At 70.9% G+C, this 26568-nt stretch carries 19 protein-coding genes; 11 read left to right on the top strand and 8 right to left on the bottom strand.

The genetic code is table 11. The annotated features are described in order from the left end of the window. Positions 1 to 93: 93 nt before the first annotated feature. Together araB and SGA01_RS01105 are read right to left on the bottom strand one after the other, a co-directional pair. Entirely contained in the window at positions 94 to 1800 is a 1707-nt protein-coding gene (gene araB / locus SGA01_RS01110; protein WP_141292423.1) for a ribulokinase, read from the bottom strand. A gap of 359 nt (positions 1801 to 2159) precedes the next feature. Then, complete coding sequence (locus tag SGA01_RS01105; RefSeq protein ID WP_141292422.1) at positions 2160 to 3206, bottom strand: LacI family DNA-binding transcriptional regulator; 1047 nt, start codon at positions 3204 to 3206, stop codon at positions 2160 to 2162. A gap of 224 nt (positions 3207 to 3430) precedes the next feature. Here SGA01_RS01105 and chvE point away from each other — a divergent pair, with 224 nt between their 5' ends. From chvE to mmsB, 3 genes are read left to right on the top strand one after another with little or no spacing between them, the layout of a single operon-like run. Beyond that, on the top strand, positions 3431 to 4540 hold the full coding sequence (gene chvE / locus SGA01_RS01100) for a multiple monosaccharide ABC transporter substrate-binding protein (protein WP_141292421.1): 1110 nt from the start codon (positions 3431 to 3433) through the stop codon (positions 4538 to 4540). Positions 4541 to 4596: 56 nt separating this feature from the next. Further along, a complete protein-coding gene (gene mmsA / locus SGA01_RS01095; RefSeq protein ID WP_141292420.1) occupies positions 4597 to 6141 on the top strand; it encodes a multiple monosaccharide ABC transporter ATP-binding protein in 1545 nt (514 codons plus the stop codon). After that, positions 6138 to 7382: a multiple monosaccharide ABC transporter permease gene (gene mmsB / locus SGA01_RS01090; protein ID WP_141292419.1), complete on the top strand. Its 1245-nt coding sequence runs from the start codon at positions 6138 to 6140 to the stop codon at positions 7380 to 7382. Before mmsA ends, mmsB begins: the two co-directional genes overlap by 4 nt. A gap of 76 nt (positions 7383 to 7458) precedes the next feature. Here the strand turns inward: mmsB and SGA01_RS01085 are convergent, their stop codons facing one another. The 5 genes from SGA01_RS01085 to SGA01_RS01065 all read right to left on the bottom strand — a co-directional run bounded on the left by SGA01_RS01085 (position 7459) and on the right by SGA01_RS01065 (position 13388). Then, entirely contained in the window at positions 7459 to 8526 is a 1068-nt protein-coding gene (locus tag SGA01_RS01085) for an aldose epimerase family protein (protein ID WP_141292418.1), read from the bottom strand. 115 nt (positions 8527 to 8641) lie between these two features. Then, the gene (gene yjfF / locus SGA01_RS01080) at positions 8642 to 9649 is read right to left on the bottom strand and encodes a galactofuranose ABC transporter, permease protein YjfF (protein WP_141292417.1); all 1008 of its coding nucleotides are present in this window, start codon (positions 9647 to 9649) and stop codon (positions 8642 to 8644) included. Next, positions 9646 to 10761, bottom strand: a complete 1116-nt coding sequence (locus SGA01_RS01075; protein ID WP_141292416.1) for an ABC transporter permease — start codon at positions 10759 to 10761, stop codon at positions 9646 to 9648. The genes yjfF and SGA01_RS01075 overlap by 4 nt, the downstream gene beginning before the upstream one ends. Continuing rightward, the gene (locus tag SGA01_RS01070; protein ID WP_141292415.1) at positions 10758 to 12320 is read right to left on the bottom strand and encodes a sugar ABC transporter ATP-binding protein; all 1563 of its coding nucleotides are present in this window, start codon (positions 12318 to 12320) and stop codon (positions 10758 to 10760) included. The genes SGA01_RS01075 and SGA01_RS01070 overlap by 4 nt, the downstream gene beginning before the upstream one ends. 66 nt (positions 12321 to 12386) lie before the next feature. Then, entirely contained in the window at positions 12387 to 13388 is a 1002-nt protein-coding gene (locus SGA01_RS01065; RefSeq protein ID WP_141292414.1) for an ABC transporter substrate-binding protein, read from the bottom strand. Between the two features lie 434 nt (positions 13389 to 13822). Here SGA01_RS01065 and SGA01_RS01060 point away from each other — a divergent pair, with 434 nt between their 5' ends. Beyond that, on the top strand, positions 13823 to 14848 hold the full coding sequence (locus SGA01_RS01060; RefSeq protein WP_141292413.1) for a zinc-dependent alcohol dehydrogenase: 1026 nt from the start codon (positions 13823 to 13825) through the stop codon (positions 14846 to 14848). Positions 14849 to 15047: 199 nt separating this feature from the next. On the opposite strand, the gene SGA01_RS01055 is transcribed toward SGA01_RS01060, so the two are convergent. Further along, entirely contained in the window at positions 15048 to 16061 is a 1014-nt protein-coding gene (locus SGA01_RS01055) for a LacI family DNA-binding transcriptional regulator (RefSeq protein ID WP_167533969.1), read from the bottom strand. A gap of 348 nt (positions 16062 to 16409) precedes the next feature. Between SGA01_RS01055 and SGA01_RS01050 the strand changes: the two genes are divergently transcribed. From SGA01_RS01050 to SGA01_RS01020, 7 genes are all read left to right on the top strand, one after another. After that, positions 16410 to 17375: a glycoside hydrolase family 6 protein gene (locus tag SGA01_RS01050; RefSeq protein WP_141292412.1), complete on the top strand. Its 966-nt coding sequence runs from the start codon at positions 16410 to 16412 to the stop codon at positions 17373 to 17375. A 105-nt stretch (positions 17376 to 17480) separates the two neighbouring features. Next, the gene (locus SGA01_RS01045) at positions 17481 to 18761 is read left to right on the top strand and encodes a glycoside hydrolase family 6 protein (RefSeq protein WP_141292411.1); all 1281 of its coding nucleotides are present in this window, start codon (positions 17481 to 17483) and stop codon (positions 18759 to 18761) included. A 185-nt stretch (positions 18762 to 18946) separates the two neighbouring features. Continuing rightward, positions 18947 to 21112: a glycoside hydrolase family 9 protein gene (locus SGA01_RS01040; protein WP_141292410.1), complete on the top strand. Its 2166-nt coding sequence runs from the start codon at positions 18947 to 18949 to the stop codon at positions 21110 to 21112. A gap of 278 nt (positions 21113 to 21390) precedes the next feature. Further along, a complete protein-coding gene (locus SGA01_RS01035; RefSeq protein WP_141292409.1) occupies positions 21391 to 22506 on the top strand; it encodes a terpene synthase family protein in 1116 nt (371 codons plus the stop codon). Between the two features lie 8 nt (positions 22507 to 22514). After that, positions 22515 to 23939: a cytochrome P450 gene (locus SGA01_RS01030; protein WP_141292408.1), complete on the top strand. Its 1425-nt coding sequence runs from the start codon at positions 22515 to 22517 to the stop codon at positions 23937 to 23939. Then, positions 23936 to 25333 carry a cytochrome P450 gene (locus SGA01_RS01025; RefSeq protein WP_167533968.1) on the top strand — a complete coding sequence of 466 codons (1398 nt, stop codon included), beginning with the start codon at positions 23936 to 23938 and terminating at the stop codon, positions 25331 to 25333. Before SGA01_RS01030 ends, SGA01_RS01025 begins: the two co-directional genes overlap by 4 nt. Continuing rightward, complete coding sequence (locus tag SGA01_RS01020; protein ID WP_141292406.1) at positions 25330 to 26409, top strand: polyprenyl synthetase family protein; 1080 nt, start codon at positions 25330 to 25332, stop codon at positions 26407 to 26409. Before SGA01_RS01025 ends, SGA01_RS01020 begins: the two co-directional genes overlap by 4 nt. The last annotated feature ends 159 nt before the right edge of the window (positions 26410 to 26568 follow it).

Raw genomic sequence — 26568 nt, 5'->3', positions numbered from 1 at the left:
AGTCGGGCCGAGGGTGGCCGGGGGCGGGGAGGCACCCCAGGCCGGTCGCGGGTGGCGAGGCAACCGGTCAGTCGGGGGTGGCGAGGCGCCCGGTCAGCCGGTGGTGGCGAGGCGTGCGGTGTTGCGGATGCGCCGCAGGCGGTGCAGGAGGAGGTCCGCGCCGGTGCCGAAGTACTCGTGCAGGGCGCGGTACTCGCCGAACAGCGCGTCGTAGGCGTCCGCGCGTGCCGGGTCGGGCACGTACGCGTGACGCTGGACGCTGCCCATGACGGAGGCGGCGGAGCGGACGTCGGGGTAGGCGCCCGCGGCGACGGCGGCGTGGATGGCCGAGCCGAGCGCCGGGCCCTGTTCGGAGGTGCCGACGGAGACGGGACGGCGGAGCACGTCGGCGTAGATCTGCATGAGCAGCGCGTTCTTCCGCAGGCCTCCGGTGACGATGAACTCCTCCACGGGAACCCCGCCGTCCTCGAAGGTCTCGACGATGATCCGGGTGCCGAAGGCAGTGGATTCGAGCAGGGCCCGGTAGACGTCCTCGGGGCGGGTGTCGAGGGTGAGGCCGGCGACGACTCCCGAGAGGTGGTGATCGACCAGAGGGGAGCGGTTGCCGTTCATCCAGTCCAGGGCGACCAGGCCGTGCGCGCCGACCGGCTGGTCGGCGGCCTTGCGGGTCAGCAGCTGGTGCAGGTCCTCGCCCGACGCGTCGGCCTCGGCGCGGTAGTGCTCCGGTACGCCCTGCCGGAGCCACCAGGCGAAGATGTCGCCGACCGCGCTCTGACCGGCTTCGTAGCCGTAGGCGCCCTCGACGATGCCGCCGTCGACGACCCCGCAGATGCCGGGGACTTCGGCGAGGGTCGCGCCGTTGAGTACGTGGCAGGTGGACGTGCCCATGATGGCGAGCATCCGGCCGTTCTCCACGGCGCCCGCCGCGGGCGCGGCGACGTGGGCGTCGACGTTGCCGGCGGCGACGGCGATGCCTTCGGGGAGACCGGTCCAGTGCGCGGCCCGGTCGCTCAGGGAGCCGACACGGGAGCCCAGCGGGGAGAGCGGGTGTTCCAGGCGCGTGGCCGGGAAGTCGGCGAAGTCGGGGTGGAGCCCGGCGAGGTACTCCGGCGAGGGGTAGGCACCGTCCTGGTGGATTCCCTTGTAGCCGGCGGTGCAGGTGTTGCGGGACTCGGCGCCGGTCAGCTGCCAGACGATCCAGTCGGCCGCCTCGATCCAGCGGGCGCAGGCGGCGTAGACGGCGGGGTCTTCTTCGAGGACCTGCAGGGCCTTGGCGTACTGCCACTCGGAGGAGATCTTGCCGCCGTACCGCGCGATCCACTTCTCGCCGCGGGCGTGGGCGAGGGCGTTGATGCGGTCGGCCTGCTCCTGGGCGGCGTGGTGCTTCCAGAGTTTGGGCCAGGCGTGCGGGCGGTCGGTCCACTCGGGCGTCAGGGCGAGCGGGGTGCCGTCCGGGGTGGTCGGCAGGACCGTGCAGGCGGTGAAGTCGGTGGCGATGCCGATGACGTGGGCCGGGTCGACTCCGGCGTCGGCGAGCGCCGCCGGGACGGCGGTGCGCAGGACGTCGCGCCAGTCCTCGGGGTGCTGAAGCGCCCAGTCGGGGGGCAAGGGGGCCTCGGTGGAGGGAAGACGGTCCTCGATGACGGCGTGGCTGTACTCGTGGACCGACGAACCGAGTTCGGCGCCGTCCCGGACCCTGACGACGACCGCGCGCCCGGAGAGAGTGCCGAAGTCGACTCCGATGGTGCAGGCCTCGGGGTGGTGTCGGGCCGCGGGGCCGGAAGGGGCGTGAGGGGTCACGATGCGTCTCTCTCGTCATGGGCGGGCCAGGGGAACATCCTGATTGTTAACGCTCACAATCTCGTTGGACAAGAGCTGGATGCAGTTCTGCCGAACATTCGGTGGGAATCAGGGCCTCGAAAGTGAGCGCTCACTCGGCGGATGCCGAAGAGCTGCCCCGCGGGAGGCGGGGCGGCCGACATGCGGAGGGAGAGCGAGCCGCGGGGGCGTGTGCGCGAGCGGGCCGCAGGGCTGCCCGGGCGGACGGGCGGGCCGACGCGTGTGCGTCCCGGCGCGCGGACACGCCGGGACGCACACGCCGGCCGACGGCAAGCCCGCCACCGACGACCGGAAGACGACGGAGGGAGCCGCCCGCCGCGTCAGGCCTCGCTCGAAGGCCGCGTGCTCGCGCGCATGATGAGCTGCGGCTGGACCAGGAGGTGTTCGGCCTTCTTGGCGCGGCCCTCGATGTGGTCCACCAGGAGCCGGATGCTGCGGCGCCCGATCGCGGCGAAGTCCTGGCGGACCGTCGTCAGCGGCGGCGGGAAGTACTCGGCCTCCGGGATGTCGTCGAAGCCTGCGACGGCGACCTGCCCGGGGGTGCGGATCCCGCCCTCGCGCAGCGCCCGCAGGACGCCGAGAGCCATCTGGTCATTGGCGACGAAGACGGCCGTGACCGGTGTCGCCCCGCGGCGGGCCAGGGCGAGACCCGCGAGCTCCTGCCCCGCCCGGTACCCGGACAACGGGCTCCAGTCCCCCGCCAGCACACGCGGAGGGCGGATGCCGTTCTCCTCCAGGACGGCGCGCCATCCCGCGGCGCGGGCCTCGCTCTCCAGCCAGTCCTCGGGACCGGCCACGTGCCAGACGGTGCCGTGCCCGGCGGCGAGCAGGTGCTCGGTGACCATGCGGGCGCCGAGCTCCTGGTCGAGGGAGACACTGGGCAGGTCGAGCTGATGCCCGCCCTCCACGGTGACCACAGGGAAAGGCGCGTCCAGTTCGGCGAGCGCCTGCACGTGCGAGCGCTGCGGGGTGATGGCGACGACGCCCTCCACTCCCCAGGCCGCGAGGTGGTCGATGGCGTCCTTGAGACCCTGCCCCGACCCGGCGCGCAGGCTGACGGTCGAGACGAGGTAGCCCTCCTCCCGGGCCGCTTCCTCCAGACCGGTCAGGGTGCTGGCGGGGCCGTACAGGGCGGTATTGACGGCGATGACGCCCAGCGTTCTCGTGCGGCGCGTCACCAGGGCGCGCGCGGCGGAGTTGCGACGGTAGCCGAGCCGCTCGATGGCCACGGTGACCTGGTCGCGGGTGGCCGCGCGCACGTTGGGGTGACCGCTCAGCACCCGGGAGACGGTCTGGTGGGAGACCCCGGCCTCTCGTGCGACGTCGGCCATCGTCGGCGGGCGGACGTCTTCCGCGGACTGCGCCACGTTCGCCTCCCTTCTCCGTGATCTCGGCTGCGTATCGATGCGAGAAAAACCTTATCGCCTCTTGTATCACGGCGTTGTGAGCGCTAACAATCTAGCTCGTCCGGAGTGCCGACGCCCTGGACCCCCAACCGGAACGGTGCCGTCCCGGTGGTGCGAGGACACGCGCCGCCGCCGAGCCCGCCCCGGTCGGAGCCGCCCTCGACGACGGGATGGGTAAGCCCCCCATGAAGAAGTTCCGATCCGCATCCGCCCTCCTGGCCGTGACCACCGGCTGCGCCCTGCTCCTCACCGCCTGCGGGCAGAACAGCGAGGGCGGCAGCGAGGAGACGAAGGACAAGAAGGACCTCACCATCGGCATCGCGATGCCGACCAAGTCCTCCGAGAGGTGGATCGCCGACGGCAAGAACATGACCGAGAGCCTGAAGAAGGCCGGATTCGCCACGAGCCTGCAGTACGGCGAGGACGACCCCGACCAGCAGGTCGCCCAGATCGAGAACATGATCACCCAGGGCGTCGACGCCCTGGTCGTGGCCGCCATCAACGGCGAGGCCCTCTCCAACGTCCTCCAGCAGGCGGCCGACGCCCACATCCCGGTCATCTCCTACGACCGGCTCATCCTGGGCTCCCCGCACATCGACTACTACGCCTCCTTCGACAACGAGAAGGTCGGCGAGCTCCAGGCCACGTACATCGTCGAGAAGCTGGGGCTGAAGGCCGGCGCGAAGAAGGGCCCGTTCAACATCGAGCTGTTCGCCGGGTCCAACGACGACAACAACACCAAGTACTTCTTCAACGGCGCCATGAAGGTGCTCAAGCCCTACCTCGACAAGAAGCAGCTGGTCGTGCGCTCCCAGCAGACCCAGCTCAACCAGGTCACCACGCTGCGGTGGGACGGCGGTACGGCCCAGAAGCGCATGGACGACCTGCTGACCTCCGCGTACTCCACGGCCCGCGTCGACGCCGTCCTCTCCCCCTACGACGGCATCTCCATCGGCATCCTGTCCGCCCTGAAGTCCGACGACTACGGCAGCGCCGCCAAGCCGCTGCCCGTCGTCACCGGCCAGGACGCGGAGGTCGCCTCCGTGAAGTCGATCATCGCGGGCGAGCAGACGCAGACCGTCTACAAGGACACGCGCGCGCTCGCGCAGGTCGCCGCCGACATGGTGACCGCCGTCCTCGACGGCAAGAAGCCGGAGATCAACGACGACACCACCTACGACAACGGCAAGAAGGTGGTCCCGGCCTTCCTGCTCGACCCGGTCAGCGTCGACAAGTCGAACTACCGGAAGATCCTGGTGGACTCCGGCTACATCGACGCCGGCGACCTCCGGTGACCCTCTCCCCCTCCCCCGGCATCCCCTCCCCGCCTCCGGCGGGCCCCGTCCTCGAGATGCGGTCCATAGTCAAGACCTTCCCCGGCGTCAGGGCACTCTCCGACGTGACCCTGTCAGTGGCGCGCGGAGAGGTGCACGCCCTGTGCGGGGAGAACGGCGCCGGGAAGTCGACCCTGATGAAGGTCCTGTCCGGCGTCCACCCGCACGGTACGTACGAGGGCGAGGTCCTCTTCGACGGCGAACCGTGCCGCTTCAAGGACATCCGCGCCAGCGAGCAGCGTGGAATCGTCATCATCCACCAGGAGCTCGCACTCGTCCCCTACCTGTCGATCGCCGAGAACATCTTCCTCGGCAACGAACCGTCCCGGCGCGGAATCATCGACTGGCACGAGGCGCTGCGCCGTGCCGCCGAACTGCTCAGGCGGGTCGGCCTCGACGAACACCCCGAGACCCGGGTCGCCGACATCGGTGTCGGCAAGCAGCAGCTCGTCGAGATCGCCAAGGCGCTGGCGAAGGACGTCCGTCTGCTGATCCTCGACGAGCCCACCGCGGCGCTGAACGACGAGGACAGCGCGAAGCTGCTGCGCCTGATGCGGGAGCTGAAGGACCAGGGCATCACCTCGATCATCATCTCGCACAAGCTGAACGAGATCGCCCACATCGCCGACTCCGTCACGATCCTGCGCGACGGCCGTTCCATCGAGACCCTCGACGTCAGGGACCCGGCCACCACCGAGGAACGCATCATCCGCGGCATGGTGGGACGGGACCTCGACAGTCGCTTCCCCGCGCGCACGCCGTACGAGGGCCCGGCCGACGACACACCCGTCCTGGAGATCCGGGACTGGACCGTGCGTCACCCGCTCGACCGTGCCCGCAAGGTGGTCGACGGGGTCTCGCTCCAGGTCCGGCGCGGGGAGATCGTCGGAGTCGCCGGACTCATGGGGGCCGGCCGGACCGAACTCGCCATGAGCGTCTTCGGGCGGTCCTACGGCCGATACGAGCGGGGCACTGTGCTCAGGGACGGCCGGGAGGTCCGGACGCGCACCGTCCCCGAGGCCGTCGCCCACGGCATCGCCTACGTCACCGAGGACCGCAAGCACTACGGTCTCGACCTCGGGGACTCCGTGAGCCGGAACATCTCGCTCGCGTCCCTCGGCGCCCTCGCCCGCCACGGGATCGTCGACGGGCACGAGGAGCGCAAGGTGGCCGAACGGTTCCGGCGGACGATGAACATCAAGGCTCCGAACGTCCTCGAACCGGTCGGCCGTCTGTCCGGCGGCAACCAGCAGAAGGTCGTCCTCAGCAAGTGGATCCTCGCCGGACCGGACGTCCTCATCCTCGACGAGCCCACGCGCGGGGTCGACGTGGGAGCCAAGTACGAGATCTACACCGTGATCGACCGGCTCGCCGCCGAGGGCAAGGCGATTCTCCTCATCTCCTCCGAGCTGCCCGAACTGCTCGGCATGTGCGACCGCTTCTACACCATGGCCGCCGGACGGCTGACCGGCGAGGTCGGCCGCGAGGACGCCACCCAGGAAGTCCTGATGCGGCACATGACGCAGGACACCGCCACATCCGACGAAGGACACCAGGCATGAGCACCGACGCCAGCACGAAGACGACCGTCCCCGCCGCCCGGGGCAGCGGGTCCCCGTCCACCGGGACACCGGTGGCCCGGGTGCTCCTGGACGGCGTCCGGCGGAACATGCGTCAGTACGGGATGCTCTTCGCACTCGGCCTGATCGTGCTCCTCTTCCAGATCTGGACGGGCGGCGACCTCCTGCTGCCGCGCAACGTCTCCAACCTGGTACTGCAGAACAGCTACATCCTCATCCTGGCCATCGGGATGATGATCGTCATCATCTCCGGGCACATCGACCTCTCGGTGGGCTCCCTCATGGCGCTGGTCGGCGGCCTCGGAGCCGTACTCATGGTCGAGCACCAGGTCTCCTGGCCCGTGGCGGTACTCCTCACGCTCCTGCTCGGAGCCGTCGCCGGCGCTCTCCAGGGCTTCTTCATCGCGTACGTCGGCATACCGTCGTTCATCGTGACGCTCGCCGGCATGCTGCTGTTCCGCGGGCTCACGGAGATCTTCCTCAAGGGGCAGACCCTCGGCCCGTTCCCCGACGGACTGCAGAAGGTCGCCAACGGCTTCCTGCCCGAGGTGGGGCCGAAGACCAACTACCACAACCTGACCCTGCTCCTCGGCCTCGGACTGGTCGCCTACGTGGTCGTCCAGGAGTTCCGGGACCGTCGCCGGCAGCGGGAGTTCACCCTGGAGACGCTCCCCACGGGCCTGTTCGCGCTGAAGGTGACGGCGCTGGTGGCCGCCGTCCTCGTCACCACCCTGCTGCTCGCCAGCTACAAGGGCGCCCCGGTCGTCCTCCTGATCCTCGCCGCGCTGCTCGTGGCCTTCGGATACGTGATGCGCAACGCGGTGATCGGCCGCCACGTGTACGCGATCGGGGGGAACCTGCCCGCCGCGAAGCTCTCCGGGGTCAAGGACAAGAAGGTGACCTTCGCGGTGTTCCTGAACATGGGAATGCTCGCGGCGCTCGCAGGCCTCGTCTTCGCGGCGCGCTTCAACGCGGCCTCGCCGAAGGCCGGCGTGAACTTCGAACTGGAGGCCATCGCCGCCGCGTTCATCGGCGGAGCGTCGATGAGCGGTGGAGTCGGTACCGTCCTGGGTGCCATCATCGGCGGCCTGGTCCTCGGCGTGCTCAACAACGGCATGAACCTCGTCGGGGTGGGCACCGACTGGCAGCAGGTCATCAAGGGCCTCGTCCTCCTCGCCGCGGTCGGCTTCGACGTGTGGAACAAGCGCAGGGCGGGCGCCTGACGCTCCTCCGGACATGGCTGTGCCCGCCGGTTCCTCCACCGGCGGGCACAGCCATGTCGACGTGTCCGTACGAGGGTCAGCCGCGGGTACTGAACCGCAGGACCGTCCTCGACCGGTACTCGACGCCCGGCCGAAGCACCGGAGACGGGTCACCGGGGCGGTTCGGGGAGTCGGGGAAGTGCTGGGTCTCCAGCGCGATGCCGGCGCCCGCCCCGTAGTGCGTACCGCTCTTGCCGAGCACCGTGCCGTCGAACTGCCCCGCGGTGTAGACCTGGAGTCCGGGCTCGGTGGTCAGCACCTCCATGTGGCGGCCCGTGGCCGGCGCGTACAGAACGGCGGCCCGGTGCGGTGTCCCGTCGCCGTAGGGGCTCAGGACGAAGTTGTGGTCGTAACCGCCGACCGTGCCCGGGCGGGCGAGGGCCTCGGCGAGGCTGAGGGGCCGCCGGAGGTCGAACGCGGTGCCGGCGACGGGGCGGTGGTCGCCGGAGGGGATGAGATCCGCGTCGACCGGTGTGTAGTGGGAGGCGGCGACGGCCAGTTCGTGGCCGAGGATGTCGCCGGCTCCCTCGCTCTCCAGGTTGAAGTAGGCGTGGTTGGTCAGGTTGACCGGGGTGGGGGCGTCGGTGACCGCCGCGTAGGAGAAGGAGAGTTCGTTGTCGCGGCCGACGAGACAGCTGACGGTGACGTCCAGGTTTCCCGGGAAGCCCTGGTCGCCGTCGGAGCTGCGCAGGTGCAGGAGCACGCCGGTCCACTCCGGGGTGTGCACGCTCTCGGCCTCCCAGAGCCGGGTGTCGAAGCCGTCGGTTCCGCCGTGCAGGGAGTGGCCGTCCTCCTGTGTGGTCAGCTGGTGCGACTTCCCGTCCAGGGAGAACCGGCCGTGTGCGATGCGGTTGGCGTAGCGGCCGACGGTGGCGCCGAAGTACCGGGCGGCGGTGGCCGTCAGGGCCGGGTCGTGGGGGGCGAGGACGACGTCGGCCCACGTGCCGTACCGGTCCGGCACCCACAGCCCGTGGAGGCGGGCGCCACGGGTGTGCACCTCCGCCGTGAGTCCGCCGGGGAAGCCGAAGGTCCATCGTTGTCCGGCATATGTGTCGGGGCGGCAGACCGGGGGGACCCCGGTGAGGGGCGGCGGATACAGGTTCATGGAGTCTCCTTGTCGGCGAGAGGGCACAGGCGAAAGAGGGGCAGGGAGGACCCTGCCCCTCCCGAGGCGCGTTCGTATGCGGGGGACGGCTCGGGGTCCGCCCTGGGCAGAGGGCCTATTCCGCCTGGCGGGCTCCGCCGAAGAGCCGTTGGAGGAGGATGAAGACGAAGAGCAGGCCGCCGATGACGATGCGCGTCCACCACGAGCTGAGCGTGCCCTGGAAGCTGATGACGGTCTGGATCAGGCCGAGGACCGTCACGCCCAGCGCGGTTCCCAGGACGAAGCCGGAGCCCCCGGTGAGCAGGGTCCCGCCGATGACGGCCGCCGCGATGGCGTCGAGTTCCATGCCGACGGCGTGCAGGGCGTAGCCGGACAGCATGTAGAACGTCAGCAGCAGGCCGCCGAGGGCGGAGCACAGGCCGCTCACGGCGTACACCACGATCTTGGTGCGTCCCACAGGCAGGCCCATGAGGCGGGCCGAGGACTCGTTGCCGCCCAGGGCGTAGACGGTACGACCGAAGCGGGTGTGGTGCAGGACGACGAAGGCGAGCGCCAGCACGACCAGGGCGATGACCACGGCGGGCGAGACGAACAGGCCGCCGGGCAGGAGCACCCGGGTCTGGGCGATCCGCGTGGTCGTCGGGTCGGTGATGGAGATCGACTCGGTGCTGATCATGTAGCAGAGGCCTCGGGCGAGGAACATGCCCGCGAGGGTGACGATGAAGGGCTGGATCTCGAAGGCGTGGATCACCCAGCCCATCAGGGCGCCGCCGCCGGCACCCACGAGCAGGACCACGGGCACCGCGAGGGCGAGCGGCAGGCCGTTCTGTTCGACGAGCCAGGCCGTCAGCATGGTGGAGAGGGCCACCATGGAGCCGACGGACAGGTCGATCCCGCCGGTGAGGACGACGAACGTCATGCCGATGGCCACGACGAGCAGGAAGCCGTTGTCGATCAGGACGTTGAGCAGGACCTGCGCGGAGAAGAAGCCTTCGTAGTTCAGGGAGCCGACCGTGAACATCGCGACCAGCAGAGTGGCCGTGACCATGAGCGGCAGGCGGGTGGCGTGCCGTACCGAGAACCGCTGGAGCGGCTTGGCGAGGGAGTTGAGGGCGGTGCTCACGGGTGGACCTCCTGCCGGCGGGCCGCCACGTCGCCGGGGGCGGGGGCCGGGTCAGGGCCGGATGGCCGGCGGCTGCGGGAGAGCCGCGCGCGGAACGCGGGCGACTGGACGAGACACACGACGATGACGACCAGGGCCTTGAAGACGAGGGTGGTCTCCGGCGGTACGCCGAGGGTGTAGATCGTGGTCGAGAGGGTCTGGATGATCAGTGCGCCCAGGACGGTCCCGCCGAGGGAGAAGCGGCCACCGGTGAGAGCGGTGCCGCCGATGACCACGGCGAGGATGGCGTCCAGTTCGATCCAGAGGCCCGCGTTGTTGCCGTCGGCGCTGGACACGTTGGAGCTGATCATCAGGCCGGCCACCGCCGCGCACACGGCGCTGACGACGTACACGGTGATCAGCAGCCCGGCGGCCCGGATGCCGACGAGGCGGCTCGCGACAGGGTTGCCGCCCACCGATTCGATGAGCATGCCGAGCGCGGTCCGCCGGGTGACGAGGGAGGTGACGGCGACGAGAGCGGCGGCGAGCAGGACGGCGAAGGGGAGGGTGAGCCAGTAGCCGCCGCCGATCATCTTGTAGGCGCCGCTGGACACGCTGATGATCTGGCCGTCGGTGATCAGCTGGGCCACGCCGCGCCCGGCGACCATGAGGACCAGGGTGGCGACGATGGGCTGGACGCCGAGGCGGGCGACGAGGAAGCCGTTCAGCAGTCCGATCGCGACGGCCACGCCGAGCGCAGCCGCGATCGCCGTGACGACGGTGGAGAGACTTCCGGGGTCCTGTGCCGTGGCGATGTGCTCGCACGCCAGGGCGCCGGCGATGGCGACCGTCGAGCCGACCGAGAGGTCGATGCCCCGGGTTGCGATGACCAGGGTCATACCGAGCGAGACGAGGATCAGAGGGGCGCCGAACTGGAGGATGTCGATGAGACTGCCGTACAGGTGTCCGTTCTGGACGCGGACTGCGAGGAAGTCGTGGGTGAGCGCGACGTTCCCGAGGAGCAGGGCGGCGAGGACGGCGGCGGGCCAGAACAGGGGGTGCCCGGTGAGGCGCCGGGTGCCGGGAGCCAGGGTCGGGCGCCCGGCGGCGCCGGTGTCGTCGGGTGGTGTCATGAGGTGGCTCCGGTGGCGATGGCGCCCAGGATCCGGTCGGGCGTCAGGGTGGTGTCGTTGGGGAGGGTGGCGACGAGGCGGTGGTCGCGCAGGACGCCGACCCGGTGGCTCAGCCGGAGGACTTCCTCGAGTTCGGCGGAGATGTAGAGGACCGCCGTGCCTTCGGCGGCGAGGCGTGTCACCAGTCTCTGGATCTCTGTCTTCGCGCCGATGTCGATGCCCCGGGTGGGTTCGTCCAGGATCAGCAGCTCGGGATCGGTGAGCAGCCACCGGGCGAGGAGCACCTTCTGCTGATTGCCTCCGCTGAGGTTGCGGACCTGTGCCTCGGGGGCGGCCGGGCGGATGTCGAGGACTTCGATCCAGCGGGCGGCGATCTCGTCCTGCCGGGCGCGGGAGAGGGGTCTGGTCCAACCACGTGCGGCCTGCAGGGCGAGCACGATGTTCTCGCGGACGGTGAGTTCGCCGATCAGGCCCTCCGCCTTGCGGTTCTCCGAGCAGAAGGCGATCTTGTGGCCGATCGCGGTGCGCGGGGAGCGCAGGACGGTGCGGTCGCCGTCGATCCGCAGCTCGCCCTCGTCGGCGTGGTCGGCGCCGAAGAGCAGCCGGGCCGCCTCCGTGCGTCCGGAGCCGAGGAGCCCGGCGAGGCCGATGACCTCCCCGCGGTGGATGTCGAGGTCGTACGGCTGGATGGACCCGGCCCTGGCGAGTCCGCGGGCGCTCAGGAAAGGGCGGTCCGCGGCGTCGGGAGTGGTGACGGCGTCAGTGTGGGACGTGTCGGCCAGTTCGTCGAGGGTGCGCAGTTCGCTGCCGACCATGCGGTGGACGAGGGTGACGGGCGTCAGCTCGTCGATCCGGTACTCGCCTTCGAGGCGGCCGTTACGCAGGACGGTCACCCGGTCGCACAGGTCGAAGACCTGGTCCAGGAAGTGGGTCACGAAGAGAATCGCGACGCCCCGGTCGCGGAGTCGGCGCACCAGCGTGAACAGCTGGGCGACCTCGTCCCGGTCGAGGCTGGAGGTGGGTTCGTCGAGGACGAGCACCTTCGCCTTGACGTCGACGGCGCGGACGATCGCGACGAGTTGCTGGACGGCGATGGAGTGCGCGTTCAGCGGCATGCGGACGTCGAGGTCGAGTTCCAGCTCGGTGATGAGCCGCTCCGCGCGCTGGTGGAGGGCCGACCAGTGGACGAGTCCCAGGCGCCGGGGCTCACGGCCGATGAGGATGTTCTCGGCGACGGAGAGGTTGGGGCACAGGTTCACCTCCTGGTAGACCGTGCTGATGCCGGCGTGCTGGGCTTCCAGAGGTTCGGTGAACCGTTGGAGGCCGCCGTCGACGGAGACGGTTCCCGCGTCAGGTGGGTGGACCCCGGTGAGCACCTTGATGAGGGTGGACTTGCCGGCGCCGTTCTCGCCCATCAACGCGTGGACCTCGCCGGGGAAGAGGCGCAGGTCCACGCCGTCGAGGGCGAGGACGCCGGGGAAGGCCTTGCGGATGCCACGGGCTTCCAGGACGGGCCGGTCGGCGCGGGTGGGTGTGCGGGGGGTGGGTGGGGCTGCCATCCGCCCTCCTCTCCTGAGGGGTCCGGGGCGGCGGGAGGGCCGCCCCCGGTCCGTGCGGGCGGTGGATCAGTACTGGCGGCTGGGCAGGGCGGCGGCGGCCTGGTCCTGCGTGAAGACGCCCTCCTTCGTCTCGACCCGGCGCGGGACGTCCTCGCCCGCCGCGACCTTCTTGGCGAGTTCCATCAGCTGGTCGCCGAGGAGCGGGTTGCACTCGACCACGACGTTGATCTTCTTCTGTTCCATGGCGACGAAGGCGTCCTTGATGCCGTCGACAGAGATCACCTTGATGTCGGTGCCCGGCTTCTTGCCCGCCTCCTCGATGGCCTGGATGGCACCCAGGGCCATGTCGTCGTTGTGGGCGTACAGGACGTCGATGTCCTCGTGGGACTTGAGGAAGGCCTGCATGACCTCCTTGCCCTTGGCGCGGGTGAAGTCACCCGTCTGGGAGGCGACGACCTTGAACTTGGGGTCGCCCTTGACGGCCTCGGCGAAGCCCGCCTTGCGGTCGTTGGCGGGGGCGGAGCCGGTGGTGCCCTGGAGCTCGACGACGTTGATCGGCTCGGAGGTTCCCTCGTACTCCTTCACGAGCCACTTGCCGGCCTCCTCCCCCTCCTTGACGAAGTCGGAGCCGAGGAAGGTCCGGTAGAGGGAGGTGTCCTGCGAGTCGACCGCGCGGTCGGTGAGGATCACCGGGATGCCGGCGTTCTTGGCCTCCTTCAGGACGGTGTCCCAGCCGGACTCCACCACCGGCGAGAAGGCGATGACGTCGACCTTCTGCTGGATGAAGGTGCGGATCGCCTTGATCTGGTTCTCCTGCTTCTGCTGCGCGTCGGAGAACTTCAGCTCGATGCCCGCCTTCTCGGCCGCGTCGCGCACGGACTTGGTGTTGGCGGTGCGCCAGCCGCTCTCGGCGCCCACCTGCGCGAACCCGAGCACCAGCTTGCCGTCGGAGGAACCCTTGCCGGCGCCGCCGGTGGTTCCGGTCGTCGCAGGCTCGGTGGTGCAGGCGGTCAACACACTGCCGGCCAGGGCGGCGGCGGCGATGATGCGGAGGGCTCTGTGGGCCATGTCGTGGTTCCTCTCGGGACGTGCGTCGTACCAGCCGGAGCCCTGAGATGGACGGGCCCGGTGAAGGTGTGGCTGCGCAGGGGTGGTTGAACCGGCGGCGGCGGGGTGCAAGGTCTGCTCCCGACGACTGGTGAGCCGGTCGACGCCAGTCATTGTGAGCGCTAACAGAGTTGTAACTCAAGAGTTTGCACGGCCGTTACTTGATTTCGATGCGAGGGAGCGCGATGACGGCGAACAGTACGGCAGCCATCTTGTGAGCGTTAACACTGATCGTCTAGGTACGGCTCCGGGCAAACCCCTCCGGAGTGCAGCCCGTTGACACGACCCACCCCCCTTCGTAGGGTCGCGGCACAATTTCGAACAGTGCCCGAAATTTCGAACAGCTGGAGTGTCCCCATGTGTTCCACTCGGTCGATCTCCCAGGGCACCTTCCTGTGAGCCCCCGGAAGCAGGCGGTCGCCCTCGACGCTCCGGAGACGTACCGCCTCGTGGAGCACACACCTCGACGGCCGGGGCCCGGCGAAGCCCGGGTGGACGTCCACGCCGTCGGGGTCTGCGGCAGCGACCTCGACTTCTACCTGGGCCGCCGTCCTGCTCCGTACGCCCGCTATCCAGTCACCCCCGGCCACGAGTGGTCCGGCACCGTCACCGCCGTGGGAGAGGGTGTGTCCGCCTCCCTGATCGGCCGCAAGGTCGTGGGAGAAGGGATCCGGAACTGCGAGACCTGCGCACCCTGCCGCGCCGGAGAGACCAACCTGTGCGCCGCCGGCTACGAGGAGACGGGGTTCACCCTCCCCGGCGCGATGGCTCCCACCCTCGTCCTCCCCGCCCGCCTGCTGCACACACTGCCGCCGGACGCCGACCTGACGGCCGCCGCGCTCCTCGAGCCCGCCGCCTGTGCGGCCGCCGCCGTCCTGAAGGCGTGCCCGCTGCCCGGTTCACGAGCGGCCGTCATCGGCTCCGGCACCCTCGGCCTGCTCGCCGCACAGCTCCTCGGCGCCTTCTCCCCGATCGAGCTGACGGTCGTCGGCACGAGCCCCGACCGAGCCGATCTGTCCCACCGCTTCGGAGCCACCGGCTACCGCACGTGGGACCGTGCCTCCGGTCTCTCGGACTTCGACCTGGTGATCGACGCCGTGGGCGGTACGTCGACCGCCAGCGCCGCGACGTCCCTGCTGCGGCCGGGAGGACACCTGGTCCTGACGGGTATCCCGGCCCAGGGGGCGGAGGGACTCGATCCCGCCCGGGTCGTCGCTCGGCAACTGTCCGTCGGAACGGCCTTCGGAGCCTCCTCCGGCGCCTGGTCCTACGCCGTGAGCGCCTTCTCCACGGCACGCCTGACGCCGCTCGAACTCGTCACGCACCAGCTGGGCATCGCCGAGTTCGAGCGGGCCATGGCACTCACGGGGAGCGGAGATCCTCGCGTGGGGAAGGTCCTGCTCCACCCCCAGAGCTCCTGACGAGCGCGCGCCCCCGAAGAGCGGCCCCGCGCGCGGAGCTCACATCGCCGGGATCGCATGCCTGGCGATGGCCCTCGCGTACCAGCGGGCGCTGCGCTTCGGGGTGCGCGGCTGGTTGGTGTGGTCGACGTGGACGGCGCCTACCAGTGCCGAGCACAGCGCGGCGACGGCGCGGCCGCCGGTCCCGGACGACGGCCCGTCAGGCGCTGGCGCGGGTGACCAGATGCGTGGGAAGGATCAGCGGGGTGGGTTTCTGCCCCTTGATGAGCGCGACGAGCATGCGCGCCATCTCACGGCCGAGAGCTTCTATGGGCTGGTGCACCGTGGTCAGCGGCGGCTCGGCGATCCGGGCCACGGCCAGGTCGTCGAAGCCGATCACGGCGACGTCGGCGGGGACACGGCGGCCGGCGGCGCGCAGCGTGCGCAAGGCTCCGGCCCCCATGTTGTCGCTGGCGGCGAACACTCCGTCCAGGTCCGGATGGCGCGCCAGCAGCGCCGCCATGGCGACCGCTCCGCTCGGCTCGGTGAAGTCACCGGCTGCCGGTGGGTACGGTTCGAGGCCCGCCGCCAGCATGGCGTCCTGGTAGCCGCGGTGGCGAGTGCGTCCCGCCTCGGTGTCCGGCCGCCCGCAGATCGTCGCGATCCTGGTCCGGCCGAGCGAGATCAGGTACTCGGTCGCCGCGCGCGCTCCTCCGAGGTTGTCGACGTCCACGTACCACCGCGGGTCCAGACCGACCGGCCGGCCGCCGAACACCACGGGAAGCTCCGCCTCCTCCGCCATGCGGGCCAGCGGATCGTCCTCGCGCAGCGCCATCAGCATCACACCGTCGGCCCCCTTCGACCGGAGAAGCTGCTCCACCCGCCGACGCCCCCGGTCGGAGGCGGTCAGACACAGCATCAGGTGCAGGTCGGCGTCTTCCAGCGCGGCCGAGGCACCCACGATCACCTGGGCGAAGAAGGGGTCCGCGAAGATCGACGGGTCCTCTCCCGAGACGACCAGGGCGGCCGCACCGGTCTGACGGGTGGCCAGCGCCCGGGCGGTGGGATTCGGTACGTATCCCAGTTGATGTACGGCCCGTTCGACGGCTTCCCGTTTGGCGCGACTGACGTGCGGGGCGTTGTTGAGCACACGCGAGGCCACCGACCGCGACACTCCGGCCAGTCCGGCCACCTCGTCGAGGGTCGACTGCCGGTGCGGCACGCCTTGCGCCATGAGCTGCCTTCCTGATCCCTGTCCGAACACTGGAAGACTGGAAGCGCTACCAGTTTCAGGACTGTAAACCCTTTCCCTCATCCCGTGAAGTGCTGATTGAGCAACGGCACTTGACAGTCCGGATCGGAGCGCCACACGATACGGCCACACCCCGGCCCCACAAATTGCCGACTGGGACCGCTTCCGGTGGGAGCGCTCCCGCGGCGTCTTGCGTGGCCGGAGTGTGCTGCCGCCCCCGCCCGTGCGCCACCGCACGGGGCACCTCGTGCCACCGTATTTCCCCACTGCGTCTCCCGCTCGGGACGAGACCGGGCGACGCATCCGCCGTCAGGAAACCGAGGTACCGTCATGCGCCGCAGAGTCCGCGTCCTCGTCGCAGCCCTCTCCGCACTGCCGCTGGCGCTCGCCGTCGCCCCGTCCGCCCACGCGGCGGATCCCACCGGCATGACAAGCGGGTTCTACGTGGATCCCGATTCCAGCGCGAAGAAGTGGGTCGCCGCCAACTCCGGTGACGGCCGGGCCCCCGCGGTCAACGCGTCCCTCGCCAACACACCCATGGCCCGCTGGTTCGGCTCGTGGAGCGGCACCATCGGCACTGCCGCGGGCGCGTACGTCGGAGCGGCGGACTACCACGACAAGCTGCCCGTCATGGTCGCCTACAACATCTACCACCGCGACTACTGCGGCGGGCACTCCGGAGGCGGCGCCTCGTCCCCTTCCGCGTACGCGAGCTGGATCGCCCAGTTCGCCGGCGGGATCGCCGGCCGCCCGGCCGTCGTCGTCCTCGAACCGGACTCCCTCGCGGACTACGGCTGCATGAACCAGACCCAGATCCGCGAGCGCCAGGGCATGATCAGCGGCGCCCTCGCCGAGTTCGGCCGCCAGGCCCCCAACACCTGGGTCTACCTCGACGCCGGGAACCCGGGGTGGGTGAGCGCGGCGACGATGGCCCAGCGCCTCCACGAAGCCGGGCTCCCGCGGGCACACGGCTTCTCCCTCAACATCTCGAACTACTACACCACCGCCCAGAACACCGCCTACGGCAACGCCGTCAACGGTGAACTCGCCGCCCGCTACGGCTACACCAAGCCGTTCGTCGTCGACACCAGCCGCAACGGCAACGGCTCCAACGGCGAGTGGTGCAACGCGGCCGGCCGCCGCATCGGCACGCCCACCCAGCTGGGCGGCGGCGCCGAGATGCTGCTGTGGATCAAGGCCCCGGGCGAGTCCGACGGCAACTGCGGCGTCGGGACCGGCTCCACGGCCGGCCAGTTCCTCCCCGAGGTCGCCTACAAGATGATCTACGGCTACTGACGGCCGACTCCTGTGGCCCGCCGCCCCTCGGCGGGCCACAGGAACACGATCGGCACACCAAAGGCCCGCTCCCCCTCCCTCCCATCCCTCCGACCAGGAGTCCCCATGAAGCCACGCAGCCTGCGGCGGCGCGCGACCGCCGCCCTCGCGGCACTCGCGGCCTGTGCCGCTCTCACCGCGACGCAGGGGCAGGCGCAGGCCGCACCCGCCGCCGACCCGCTCACCGCGACCACGAAGTTCTACGTGGACCCGCACAGCAAGGCCGCCAGGCAGGCGATCACCGACCTCGGGAACGGCGACTTCACGAACGCGGTGAACATGGCCAAGCTCGCGAGCTGGCCGCAGGCCGAATGGTTCACCGAGGGCACGCCCGACGAGGTCCGGGCCAAGGTGAGAACCCTCGTCCGCGAGGCCCGCGTGGTGAACCGGACCCCCGTCCTGGTCGCGTACAACGTCCCGGGCCGCGACTGCTCGCAGTACTCCAGCGGCGGCGCCGCGTCGTCCGCCGCCTACCGGCGGTGGATCGACGCCTTCGCCGCCGGCATCGGCGACGGCAAGGCCGTCGTCGTGGTCGAACCCGACGGTCTGGCACTCCTCCCGAGCGACTGCGGACCCGCCGTGGACCCGACCGGCGAGCTCACGGCGACCCGCGTCGCCGATCTCGCGTACGCCGTCAGGACCATCAAGGCCAAGAGCCGCACCGCGGTCTACCTCGACGCGGGCAACGTCCTGTGGCGGCCCGTCGGCGACATGGCGCGGCGGCTGCTCGACGCCGGCGTCCGGGACAGCGACGGCTTCGCCCTCAACGTGTCCAACACCCACCCCACCGATCACAACGCGCGCTACGGCGCCTGGATCGCCAAGTGCATGTGGTACGCCACCGAAGGGCCCGAGTGGGCCCGCGGCCACACCGACTGGTGCGCCACGCAGTACTACTCGCCCGCCGCGCCCAACGACGGAACCCCGGGCGGCACTGTCGACTCCGCCGACCCCGCCACCTGGCGCTGGACCGATGCCTGGTTCGACCAGAGCGTGGGCACCCCGCCGGTCGACGCGCTGCACCACTTCGTCATCGACACCAGCCGCAACGGTCTGGGCGCCTGGACCCCGGAGCCCGGCAAGTACACCGGCGACCCGGAGATCTGGTGCAACGCGCCCGGCCGCGGCCTCGGCCCGCGCCCGACCGCCGACACGGGCGTCCCGCTCGTCGACGCCTACCTGTGGATCAAGATCCCCGGCGAGTCCGACGGCAGCTGTACGCGCAACACCGGCGGCACGATCGACCCCGAGTACGGCATCGTCGACCCGCCGGCCGGCACCTGGTGGCCCGCCCAGGCCCACACGCTGGCCCGTAACGCGGCACCGCGGCTGACCTTCAACCGCTGAGACCGGCTCCCTCCGCCGTCGAAACCGTTGACGGCGGCGGCGGGGCGTCACTAGCCTCCGATCCAGTCCCCCGACCTCTCGACCTCCGTTCCGTGCGGCGCAATATGGGAGCGCTCCCATATCATGCCGTCCACCGACTCCGCTGCGTCCTCCCGGCACCCCACGACATCCCGAAGGAGCCGCACATGCCCCCCACCACCACCTCGTTAATCCGCAACCCCTCACGCCTCTCCACCGCGCTCCTCACGGGCGCGCTCCTGGTCGGCGGGCTCGCGTCCGCACCGGCCGTGGCGGGCGCGTCCGCCACGGCGGCGGCGACCACCGCCGTACGCGTCAACCAGGTCGGCTACCTGCCCGACGGACCGAAGCGCGCCACCATCGTCACGACGTCGGCACAGGCACTCGGCTGGCAGTTGCGGAACGCCTCCGGGGCGGTGGTCGCCTCGGGTTCGACCGTCGCGCGCGGCGCGGACGCCCCCTCCGGGCAGTCCGTCCAGGTCGCGGACTTCTCCTCGCACCGCGAGGCGGGCACCGGATACGTCGTGACCGTGGACGGCAGCAGCAGCGTTCCCTTCGACATCCGCGCGAACCTCTACGACACGTTGCGTTCCGACGCGATGGCGTTCTTCCACCACCAGCGCAGCGGCATCGCGATCGACGCCTCCCTGGTGGGTTCCGCCTACGCGCGCCCGGCCGCACACCTCGACGTCGCTCCCAACAAGGGCGACACGTCCGTCCCCTGTCAGGCCACGGTGTGCGACTACACCCAGGACGTCAGGGGGGGTTGGTACGACGCCGGCGACCACGGCAAGTACGTGGTCAACGGCGGCATCTCCACCTGGCTGGTCGTCAACTCCTTCGAGCGGGCGGATCGGGCGGGCGGGGAAGCGGCGCTGGGCGACTCCACCCTGCGGGTCCCCGAGCGTGGCAACGGCATACCCGACGTCCTCGACGAGGCGCGGTGGGAGCTCGACTTCCTCATGCGGATGCAGGTGCCCGACGGCAAGCCGTCCGCGGGCATGGCGTTCCACAAGATCCATGACGTGGCCTGGACGGGCATGCCCCTGCGCCCCGACCAGGACGCCCAGCCCCGCGAGCTGCACCGCCCGTCCACCGCGGCCACCCTCAACCTCGCCGCGGCCGCCGCGCAGTGCGCCCGGGTCTTCCGGCCGTACGACTCCGCCTATGCCGACCGCTGCATGTCCGCCGCTCGCCGGGCCTGGAGTGCCGCGAAGGCCAACCCGGCGGTGTACGCGCCGGCTTCCGACAGCACGGGCGGCGGCGCCTACGAGGACGCGCGGGTCACCGACGAGTTCTACTGGGCCGCCTCCGAGCTGTACGCGGCGACCGGCGAGAGCGCCTACCGGGACGCGGTCACGTCCTCACCCTGGCACACCTCCGCCGATGCCTTCAGCCCGTACGGCTTCGGCTGGGCGGACACCGCCGCGCTCGGCCGGCTCGTCCTGGCCACGGTCCCCAACGGACTGCCGGCGTCCGACCTGGCCCGGGTCCGTGCGTCGGTGACGGCGGCAGCCGACGGCTACCTGTCCAGGATGGCCGCCCAGGGTTACGCGGTACCCGTACCCGCCGACGGCTACTTCTGGGGGTCGAACGGCGAGGTCGCCAACGACGCCGTCGTCATGGCCGTCGCCGGGGAGCTGACGGGCGACGGCCGCTACCGCGCCGGCGCCCTGGAGACCATGGACTACCTGCTCGGCCGCAACGCCCTGGGCCTGTCCTACGTCACCGGCTACGGCGAGACGTCCTCGCAGAACCAGCACCACCGCTTCTGGGCCCACCAGTTGGATGCCTCGCTGCCGCACCCTCCGGCCGGTTCGCTCGCCGGCGGTCCCAACAGCGGTCTCCAGGACCCGGTGGCGCTGGCGAAGCTGACCGGCTGCGCCCCCGCGGCCTGCTACATCGACCACATCGACTCGTACTCGACCAACGAGGTGGCGGTCAACTGGAACGCCCCGCTGGCCTGGCTCGCCGCCTACGCCGCCGAGCGGACCTCCGCCGGCGGCGAACCGCCCACCGCCGCCTGCGCGGTGACGTACACGCTGAGCAACGTCTGGAGCACCGGCTTCACCGCGAACATCACCGTCAAGAACACAGGCCCCACGGCCGTGGACGGCTGGCAGCTGGCCTGGACCCACCCTGCCGGCCAGAGTGTCACGAGCTCGTGGAACGCCACCGTCACCCAGAGCGGCACCGCCGTCAGTGCCCGCAACGCGGACTGGAACCGGACGATCGCCCCCGGCGCGACGGTGAGTTTCGGAGTCCAGGGGACCCACACGGGCTCAACCCCCTCCCCCACGGCCTTCACACTCAACGCAGGCACCTGCGCCTGACCCCGGTGCCGCTCAGCCCCAACGGTGGACCGACACGATCGGCCTCATCCTCGCCGTGACCGTCGTCGAGCACGGAGCCACCCTCGGAATCGATGTCGAAGTCGTCGACAGAAACCCTGAAACCCGCGGACTTCGGGTCGCGAACTGCTGAACCGGGCCTTGTCCCGGCCTTGGGCGCACACGCGCCCGTCGGCGCTCAAGTGGCTCTTTAGCGGGCGGTCCCACTGTGGGGAGGGCAGCAACGCCCCCGCCCGCTTCCGCCGATCTGGAGACCCAAGGTGATCACCGACGTCGACCTCACCCGTCGCCTCCTGCCCGGTGACGGGCCGGGAGAGTTCTTCCTGCCGCCGCTGCCGCGGCTGCTGCCCGCGGGCTACCACCCCGACGCCGCCCGCATCGAGATCGCCTCCAACGGCTGGGTGCGGCGGATGCTGGCGGACTGCTTCGACTCCGAGGAGTCGCTGCTGTTCTTCCTGCGTCAGCGCAACGGGATCTACGGGCCGCTGACGGTGCCGTACGCCGAGGCGGGCAGGGCCCAGAACATCGCCGACTGGTACCAGTTCGTCACGGTGATCGACAGCTTCGTATCCGACGAGGCGGCACTGGGCGCCGACCACGCGGCGGCCGCCGAGACCTTCGCCGCCGTCGTCGCCGACCTGCGCGAGGGCGGGGTCGGTGGCCCCGCCGCGAGCCCGTACGGCCGCGCCGCCCAGGACCTGTGGCGGCGTATCGCGGCCGGGATGAGCGCACGGCAGGTCGATCGGCTCGTCGCGGCCCTCGAGGCGTTCCTGCGCGGGTGCGCGGAGGAGATCCGCAGCAAACTCGACAAGCAGGTTCCGCAGTTCGAGGCGTGCATGCGGGTGCGGGTCGACAGCTTCGGGTGCGAGTTCCTGGAACTGCTCACCGAGTACGCGGCCGAGGTCGACATGAGCCGGGCCGCCGCAGAGGGCCTGTTCGACGAGGTCCACCACCACGGCATGCGGCAGCTGATCCTCGTCAACGACCTGCTCTCGTGGCGCAAGGAGTACGCCCAGCGGGACACCATGACGACCGTCCGCGTGCTGTGCGAGGTCGAAGGGCTTGAGCTGCAGGACGCCGTCGACCGGCTGTGCGCCCTCGTGGAGCACCACGAACGCGCCTACATCGCGGCACGCGACGCGGTGCTGGCCGGCCCCCACGGGCATGAGGAGGACGTCCGCGCCTATCTGTCGGGGCTCGACCATCTGATCGGCGGAAGCCAGGAGTTCGAGTATCTGACGCCGCGCTACTTCGGCGACGGCTCGGTGTGGGACGGCTCGACTTCCGGCTGGATCAGTCTCACCGCGTCGGTGGCCCGCTTCCGTGACGCACCCGCTCCCGCGCCGAGCGCCCGACCCACCCGACCGCTGGTTTGAGGAGCGCCGTGACCACCGTCTCGCCACCGCCCCGCACGATGTCCTACGCGCTCGCGCCCGGGGCCCTGCCCCTGCTCGGCCACGCCGTACCGCTGGCCCGCCGACCGCTGGAGTTCCTGACCGGGTTGCCCCGGTACGGGGATCTGGTGGAGGTCCGGCTGGGGCGCCGCCCCGCCGTCATGGTCTGCCACCCCGAGTTGATCAAGCGTGTGCTGCTGGAGCCGCGGACCTTCGACAAGGGCGGGCCGCTGTTCGAGAAGGCCGAGCAACTCGTCGGCAGCGGGCTGTTCGCGGCGACCTGGGAGCCGCACCGCAGACAGCGGCGGATGATGCAGCCGGGCTTCCACAAGTCGCGGATGCCCGGGTACGTGGCGGTGATGCGGGAAGAGATCGCGGCGCTGCTCGACGGCTGGGCCGACGGCCAGGAACGCGACGTACGCGACGAGATGCACACGGTGACGCTCCGCATCGCCTCGCGCACCATGTTCACCAACCCGATGAGCGGGCGCGCCGCGGCCGAGGTGCAGGAGTGCATGCCGATCATCAACCGCGGCGTCTACAAGCGGATGGTCGCGCCGACCGCGCTGCTGGAGAAGCTGCCCACCCGGGAGAACCGCGAGTTCCAGCTCGCGCACGAGCGGATGGAGCAGGTCGTCGACGAGACGATCGAGCAGTACCGCAGTGCGGGCGTCGACCACGGCGACCTGATGTCGATCCTGATCGGCGCGGTCGACGAGGGATCCGGGCAGAACATGTCCGAGACGGAGATCCACAAGCAGGTCATGACGCTGCTGGCCGGCGGCATGGAGACGACGGCGAACGCGATCTGCTCGGCCCTGCACCTGATCACCGAGCACCCCGAGGTCGAACGGCGGCTGTGCGCGGAGCTCGACGAGGTCCTGGCCGGCAGGCCTCCGGTGTTCGAGGACCTCCCCCGCCTGCCGTATCTGTACCGGGTGCTGTACGAGACCCTGCGGATCCGTCCGCCGGTGTGGCTGCTGACCCGGATGACCACGTGCGACACCGAGCTGGGCGGCCACCGCATCGGCCGGGACACCATCGTGTTGCTCAGCCCCTATCTCCTGCACCACAACCCGGACCTGTTCGCGCGGCCCGAGACGTTCGACCCGGACCGGTGGCTGCCGGAGCGCGTCGACGACATCACCGAAGCCGCCATGCAGCCCTTCATCATGGGCAACCGCAAGTGCATCGGCGACAAGTTCGCGCTGAACGAGGCGATGATCGTCATCGCGACGATCCTGTCGGGCTGGTCGCTGCGGATGATCCCGGACGCCAAGCGGGTCTCGCTGCCCGAGGCGACGCTCGGCCCCGGCCCGATGCCGATGGTGCTGCACCGCCGCGCCGCCGCGCATCACACCCCGGCGCCCTCGGCCCGACCGGGCGAATGCCCCTACCAAGGCGGGCGTTCATGACCTGGGACGCTGCGGCACCGGCCGAGGCCCCGCACGGGCTGCCGGTCGTAGGCCATGCCGTGCAGTTGTGGCGGCGCCCGCTGCCCTTCCTGCGTGAGCTGTACGGGCGCGGTGACCTCGTGACGCTGCGCCTGGGCCGCCACCGCGCCTATCTGGCGTGCGGCATCGACGCGGTGCGCACCGTTCTGCACGGTCCGCGGACGTTCGACAAGGGCGGCCCGCTGTTCGAGAAGGCCCGGCTGCTGGTGGGTGACGGTCTGGTCAGTTCGGACTTCGCCACGCACCGCAGGCAACGCCTGTTGATGCAGCCCGCGTTCGGCGCCTCGCGGCTTCCCGGCTACACCGGGCTGATGGCCGAGCAGATCGACACGACGCTGAACCGGTGGCAGCACGGCCGGACACTGGACGTGGGCCGGGAGATGCACACGCTGGCCCTGGAGGTCGCGGCACGGACGTTGTTCGGTGCCCAGCTGGGCGAGCGGGCCGTCACCGAGGTCGTCGCGTGCATGCCGCTGGTCATGCGGGGCGTCTACCGGCGCATGCTCGTCCCGGCCGACTGGGTGCACCGCCTGCCGCTGCCCGCCAACCGGCGCTTCGACCAGGCCCGGGCCACGATGCACCGCGTCATCGCCGACACCGTCCGCTCCTACCGCGACGCCGGGAAGGACCACGGCGACGTCCTGTCGATCCTGGTGAGCTCCCGCGACGAGCACGGTACGTCACTGAGCGACGCCGAGATCCACGACCAGGTCATGACGCTGCTCATCGGGGCGACCGAGCCGCCGGGCTCCGCGCTGACCTGGGTGTTCCAGCTGCTGTCGGAGCATCCCGAGGCCGAGCGCGCCCTGCAGGCCGAGGCCGACGACGTGCTGCGCGGCAGGCCGGCCCGCGCCCTGAGCGCGGCGGACCTGGCGCGCCTGGAGCACACGCGGCACATCGTGCTCGAGGCACTGCGGCTCTACCCGCCGGCGTGGCTGCTCAGCCGCGTCGCCACCAAGGACACCGACCTTCTGGGCCATCCGGTGCCCAAGGGCGCCACGGTGCTGTTCAGCCCGTACCAACTCCACCATGACCAGGACGTGTTCCCGCATCCGACGCGCTTCGACCCGGGCCGCTGGCGCTCCCCCTCCCCCGCCGCTCGCGCCGCACTGCTGCCCTTCGGGGCCGGCAACCGCAAGTGCATCGGCGACGAAGTGGCCCTGACGGAACTGTCCCTCGCGGTCGCAGCCGTGGCGTCCCGGTTCAGGCTGCGGGCCGTTCCCGGTACGACGGCACGGCCCCTGGTCCGTGCTTCGCTCGGTGCCGAGCACGTTGTGCTGAGAGTCGAAGCACGTACGCCCCGCGGCGCGGCCACCGGCGGCGCGTCGGTCGGGTCCCGGGCGGTGGCGTCATGACCCAGGCGACACTGCCGGCCGTTCTCGTGGACGCCCCCCTGCGCCCGCCCGTCGAGGGCATGCGGCCCACCGCGGCGTACGGTGTGCTGGCCGGGCGGCTGGGAGCCGCCACCGTGCACGCGGACCTGCGGGCCTGCCTGGAAGGCATCGACAACGTCGTCCGCGCCGCGCCGCTGGTCATCCCGCCGGCCATGGCCGACGTCTTCTCGGGCGGCAAACGGCTGCGTCCGCTCCTGGTTCTGGCCGGCGCGCACGCCGCCGGCCCGCCGTCGGCGAGCACGCGCGGCCGCGCCGTGAGCGGTGCCCGCGCCGTGGAACTGCTGCATCTGGCAAGTCTCGTCCACGACGACATCATGGACGAGGCGGTGACCCGGCACGGGGTCGCGACCATCAGCGCACGGGCCGGCAACAGCCGCGCCCTGCTCGCCGGCGACTACCTCATCGGCCACGCGCACACCGCCGCTTCCGCCCTCGGCGCCGAGGCCGGAGCCCTCCTGGGCCACACCCTGGTGCGGCTGTGCGAGGGCCAGGCCGAGGAGGCCTCCACGCTCTTCGACGCCGACCGCGGTGAACAGTCGTACTTCAGGGCGATCGGCGGGAAGACCGGTGCCCTGATCGACGCGGCGTGCCGCACGGGCGCGCTCGCCGCAGGCCTGGACGCCACCACGACCCGGGCCCTGGGACGCTTCGGCCACCATCTCGGCGTGGGGTTCCAACTCCTCGACGACCTGCTTGACCTGACAGCGAGCCACGCCTCCACGGGCAAGCCGGTGGGGCACGACATCGCCAACGGCGTCTACACCTACCCCACACTCTGGGCGCTGCGCCGTGACCCCGGGCTGCGGCGGCTACTGGAGGAACTCGCCCGGTGCGAAGGGCCCCGCACCGGGCCGGCCGGCGAGGCGGCACACCGGGTCCGTGCCTCGGGTGCGCTCACCGCGACCCGGCTGGCGATCGCCCGTCGGCGTGAACGCTGCCTGGGAATCCTGGACGAGGCGGTCGACGGCATCGGCCCCGACGGCGTCGGCCTGCTGGCCGACCTCGCCATCGCCGTCCTGAGCCACCGCGACGGATGACCGCAGAACGGGGGGCGGTGAGGGTCCGAGACCCCACCGCCTCCACCGTTGTTCCCGCTCTTGCTTCTCTCGCCGTCTCCACATGCCGATGCCGGCCTGCCGCGCCGGACCCACGCAGGTATGGACGAAGGACTCCTCCCGTGCCTGGACGCCCAGCAT

Source organism: Streptomyces gardneri (assembly GCF_006539185.1).
GTDB lineage: Bacteria > Actinomycetota > Actinomycetes > Streptomycetales > Streptomycetaceae > Streptomyces > Streptomyces gardneri.
This window is presented reverse-complemented; position numbering and strand designations above follow the sequence as displayed.

What these genes read in the sequence shown, in the direction of transcription:
- SGA01_RS01025 (WP_167533968.1), top strand. Translation starts at nt 23,936, where the DNA reads ATGACCTGGGACGCTGCGGCACCGGCCGAGGCCCCGCACGGGCTGCCG.
- SGA01_RS01075 (WP_141292416.1), bottom strand. Translation starts at nt 10,761, where the DNA reads ATGACACCACCCGACGACACCGGCGCCGCCGGGCGCCCGACCCTGGCT.
- SGA01_RS01055 (WP_167533969.1), bottom strand. Translation starts at nt 16,061, where the DNA reads ATGGCGCAAGGCGTGCCGCACCGGCAGTCGACCCTCGACGAGGTGGCC.
- SGA01_RS01040 (WP_141292410.1), top strand. Translation starts at nt 18,947, where the DNA reads ATGCCCCCCACCACCACCTCGTTAATCCGCAACCCCTCACGCCTCTCC.
- SGA01_RS01050 (WP_141292412.1), top strand. Translation starts at nt 16,410, where the DNA reads ATGCGCCGCAGAGTCCGCGTCCTCGTCGCAGCCCTCTCCGCACTGCCG.
- SGA01_RS01020 (WP_141292406.1), top strand. Translation starts at nt 25,330, where the DNA reads ATGACCCAGGCGACACTGCCGGCCGTTCTCGTGGACGCCCCCCTGCGC.
- mmsB (WP_141292419.1), top strand. Translation starts at nt 6,138, where the DNA reads ATGAGCACCGACGCCAGCACGAAGACGACCGTCCCCGCCGCCCGGGGC.
- SGA01_RS01070 (WP_141292415.1), bottom strand. Translation starts at nt 12,320, where the DNA reads ATGGCAGCCCCACCCACCCCCCGCACACCCACCCGCGCCGACCGGCCC.
- SGA01_RS01085 (WP_141292418.1), bottom strand. Translation starts at nt 8,526, where the DNA reads ATGAACCTGTATCCGCCGCCCCTCACCGGGGTCCCCCCGGTCTGCCGC.
- SGA01_RS01045 (WP_141292411.1), top strand. Translation starts at nt 17,481, where the DNA reads ATGAAGCCACGCAGCCTGCGGCGGCGCGCGACCGCCGCCCTCGCGGCA.
- mmsA (WP_141292420.1), top strand. Translation starts at nt 4,597, where the DNA reads ATGCGGTCCATAGTCAAGACCTTCCCCGGCGTCAGGGCACTCTCCGAC.
- chvE (WP_141292421.1), top strand. Translation starts at nt 3,431, where the DNA reads ATGAAGAAGTTCCGATCCGCATCCGCCCTCCTGGCCGTGACCACCGGC.
- SGA01_RS01065 (WP_141292414.1), bottom strand. Translation starts at nt 13,388, where the DNA reads ATGGCCCACAGAGCCCTCCGCATCATCGCCGCCGCCGCCCTGGCCGGC.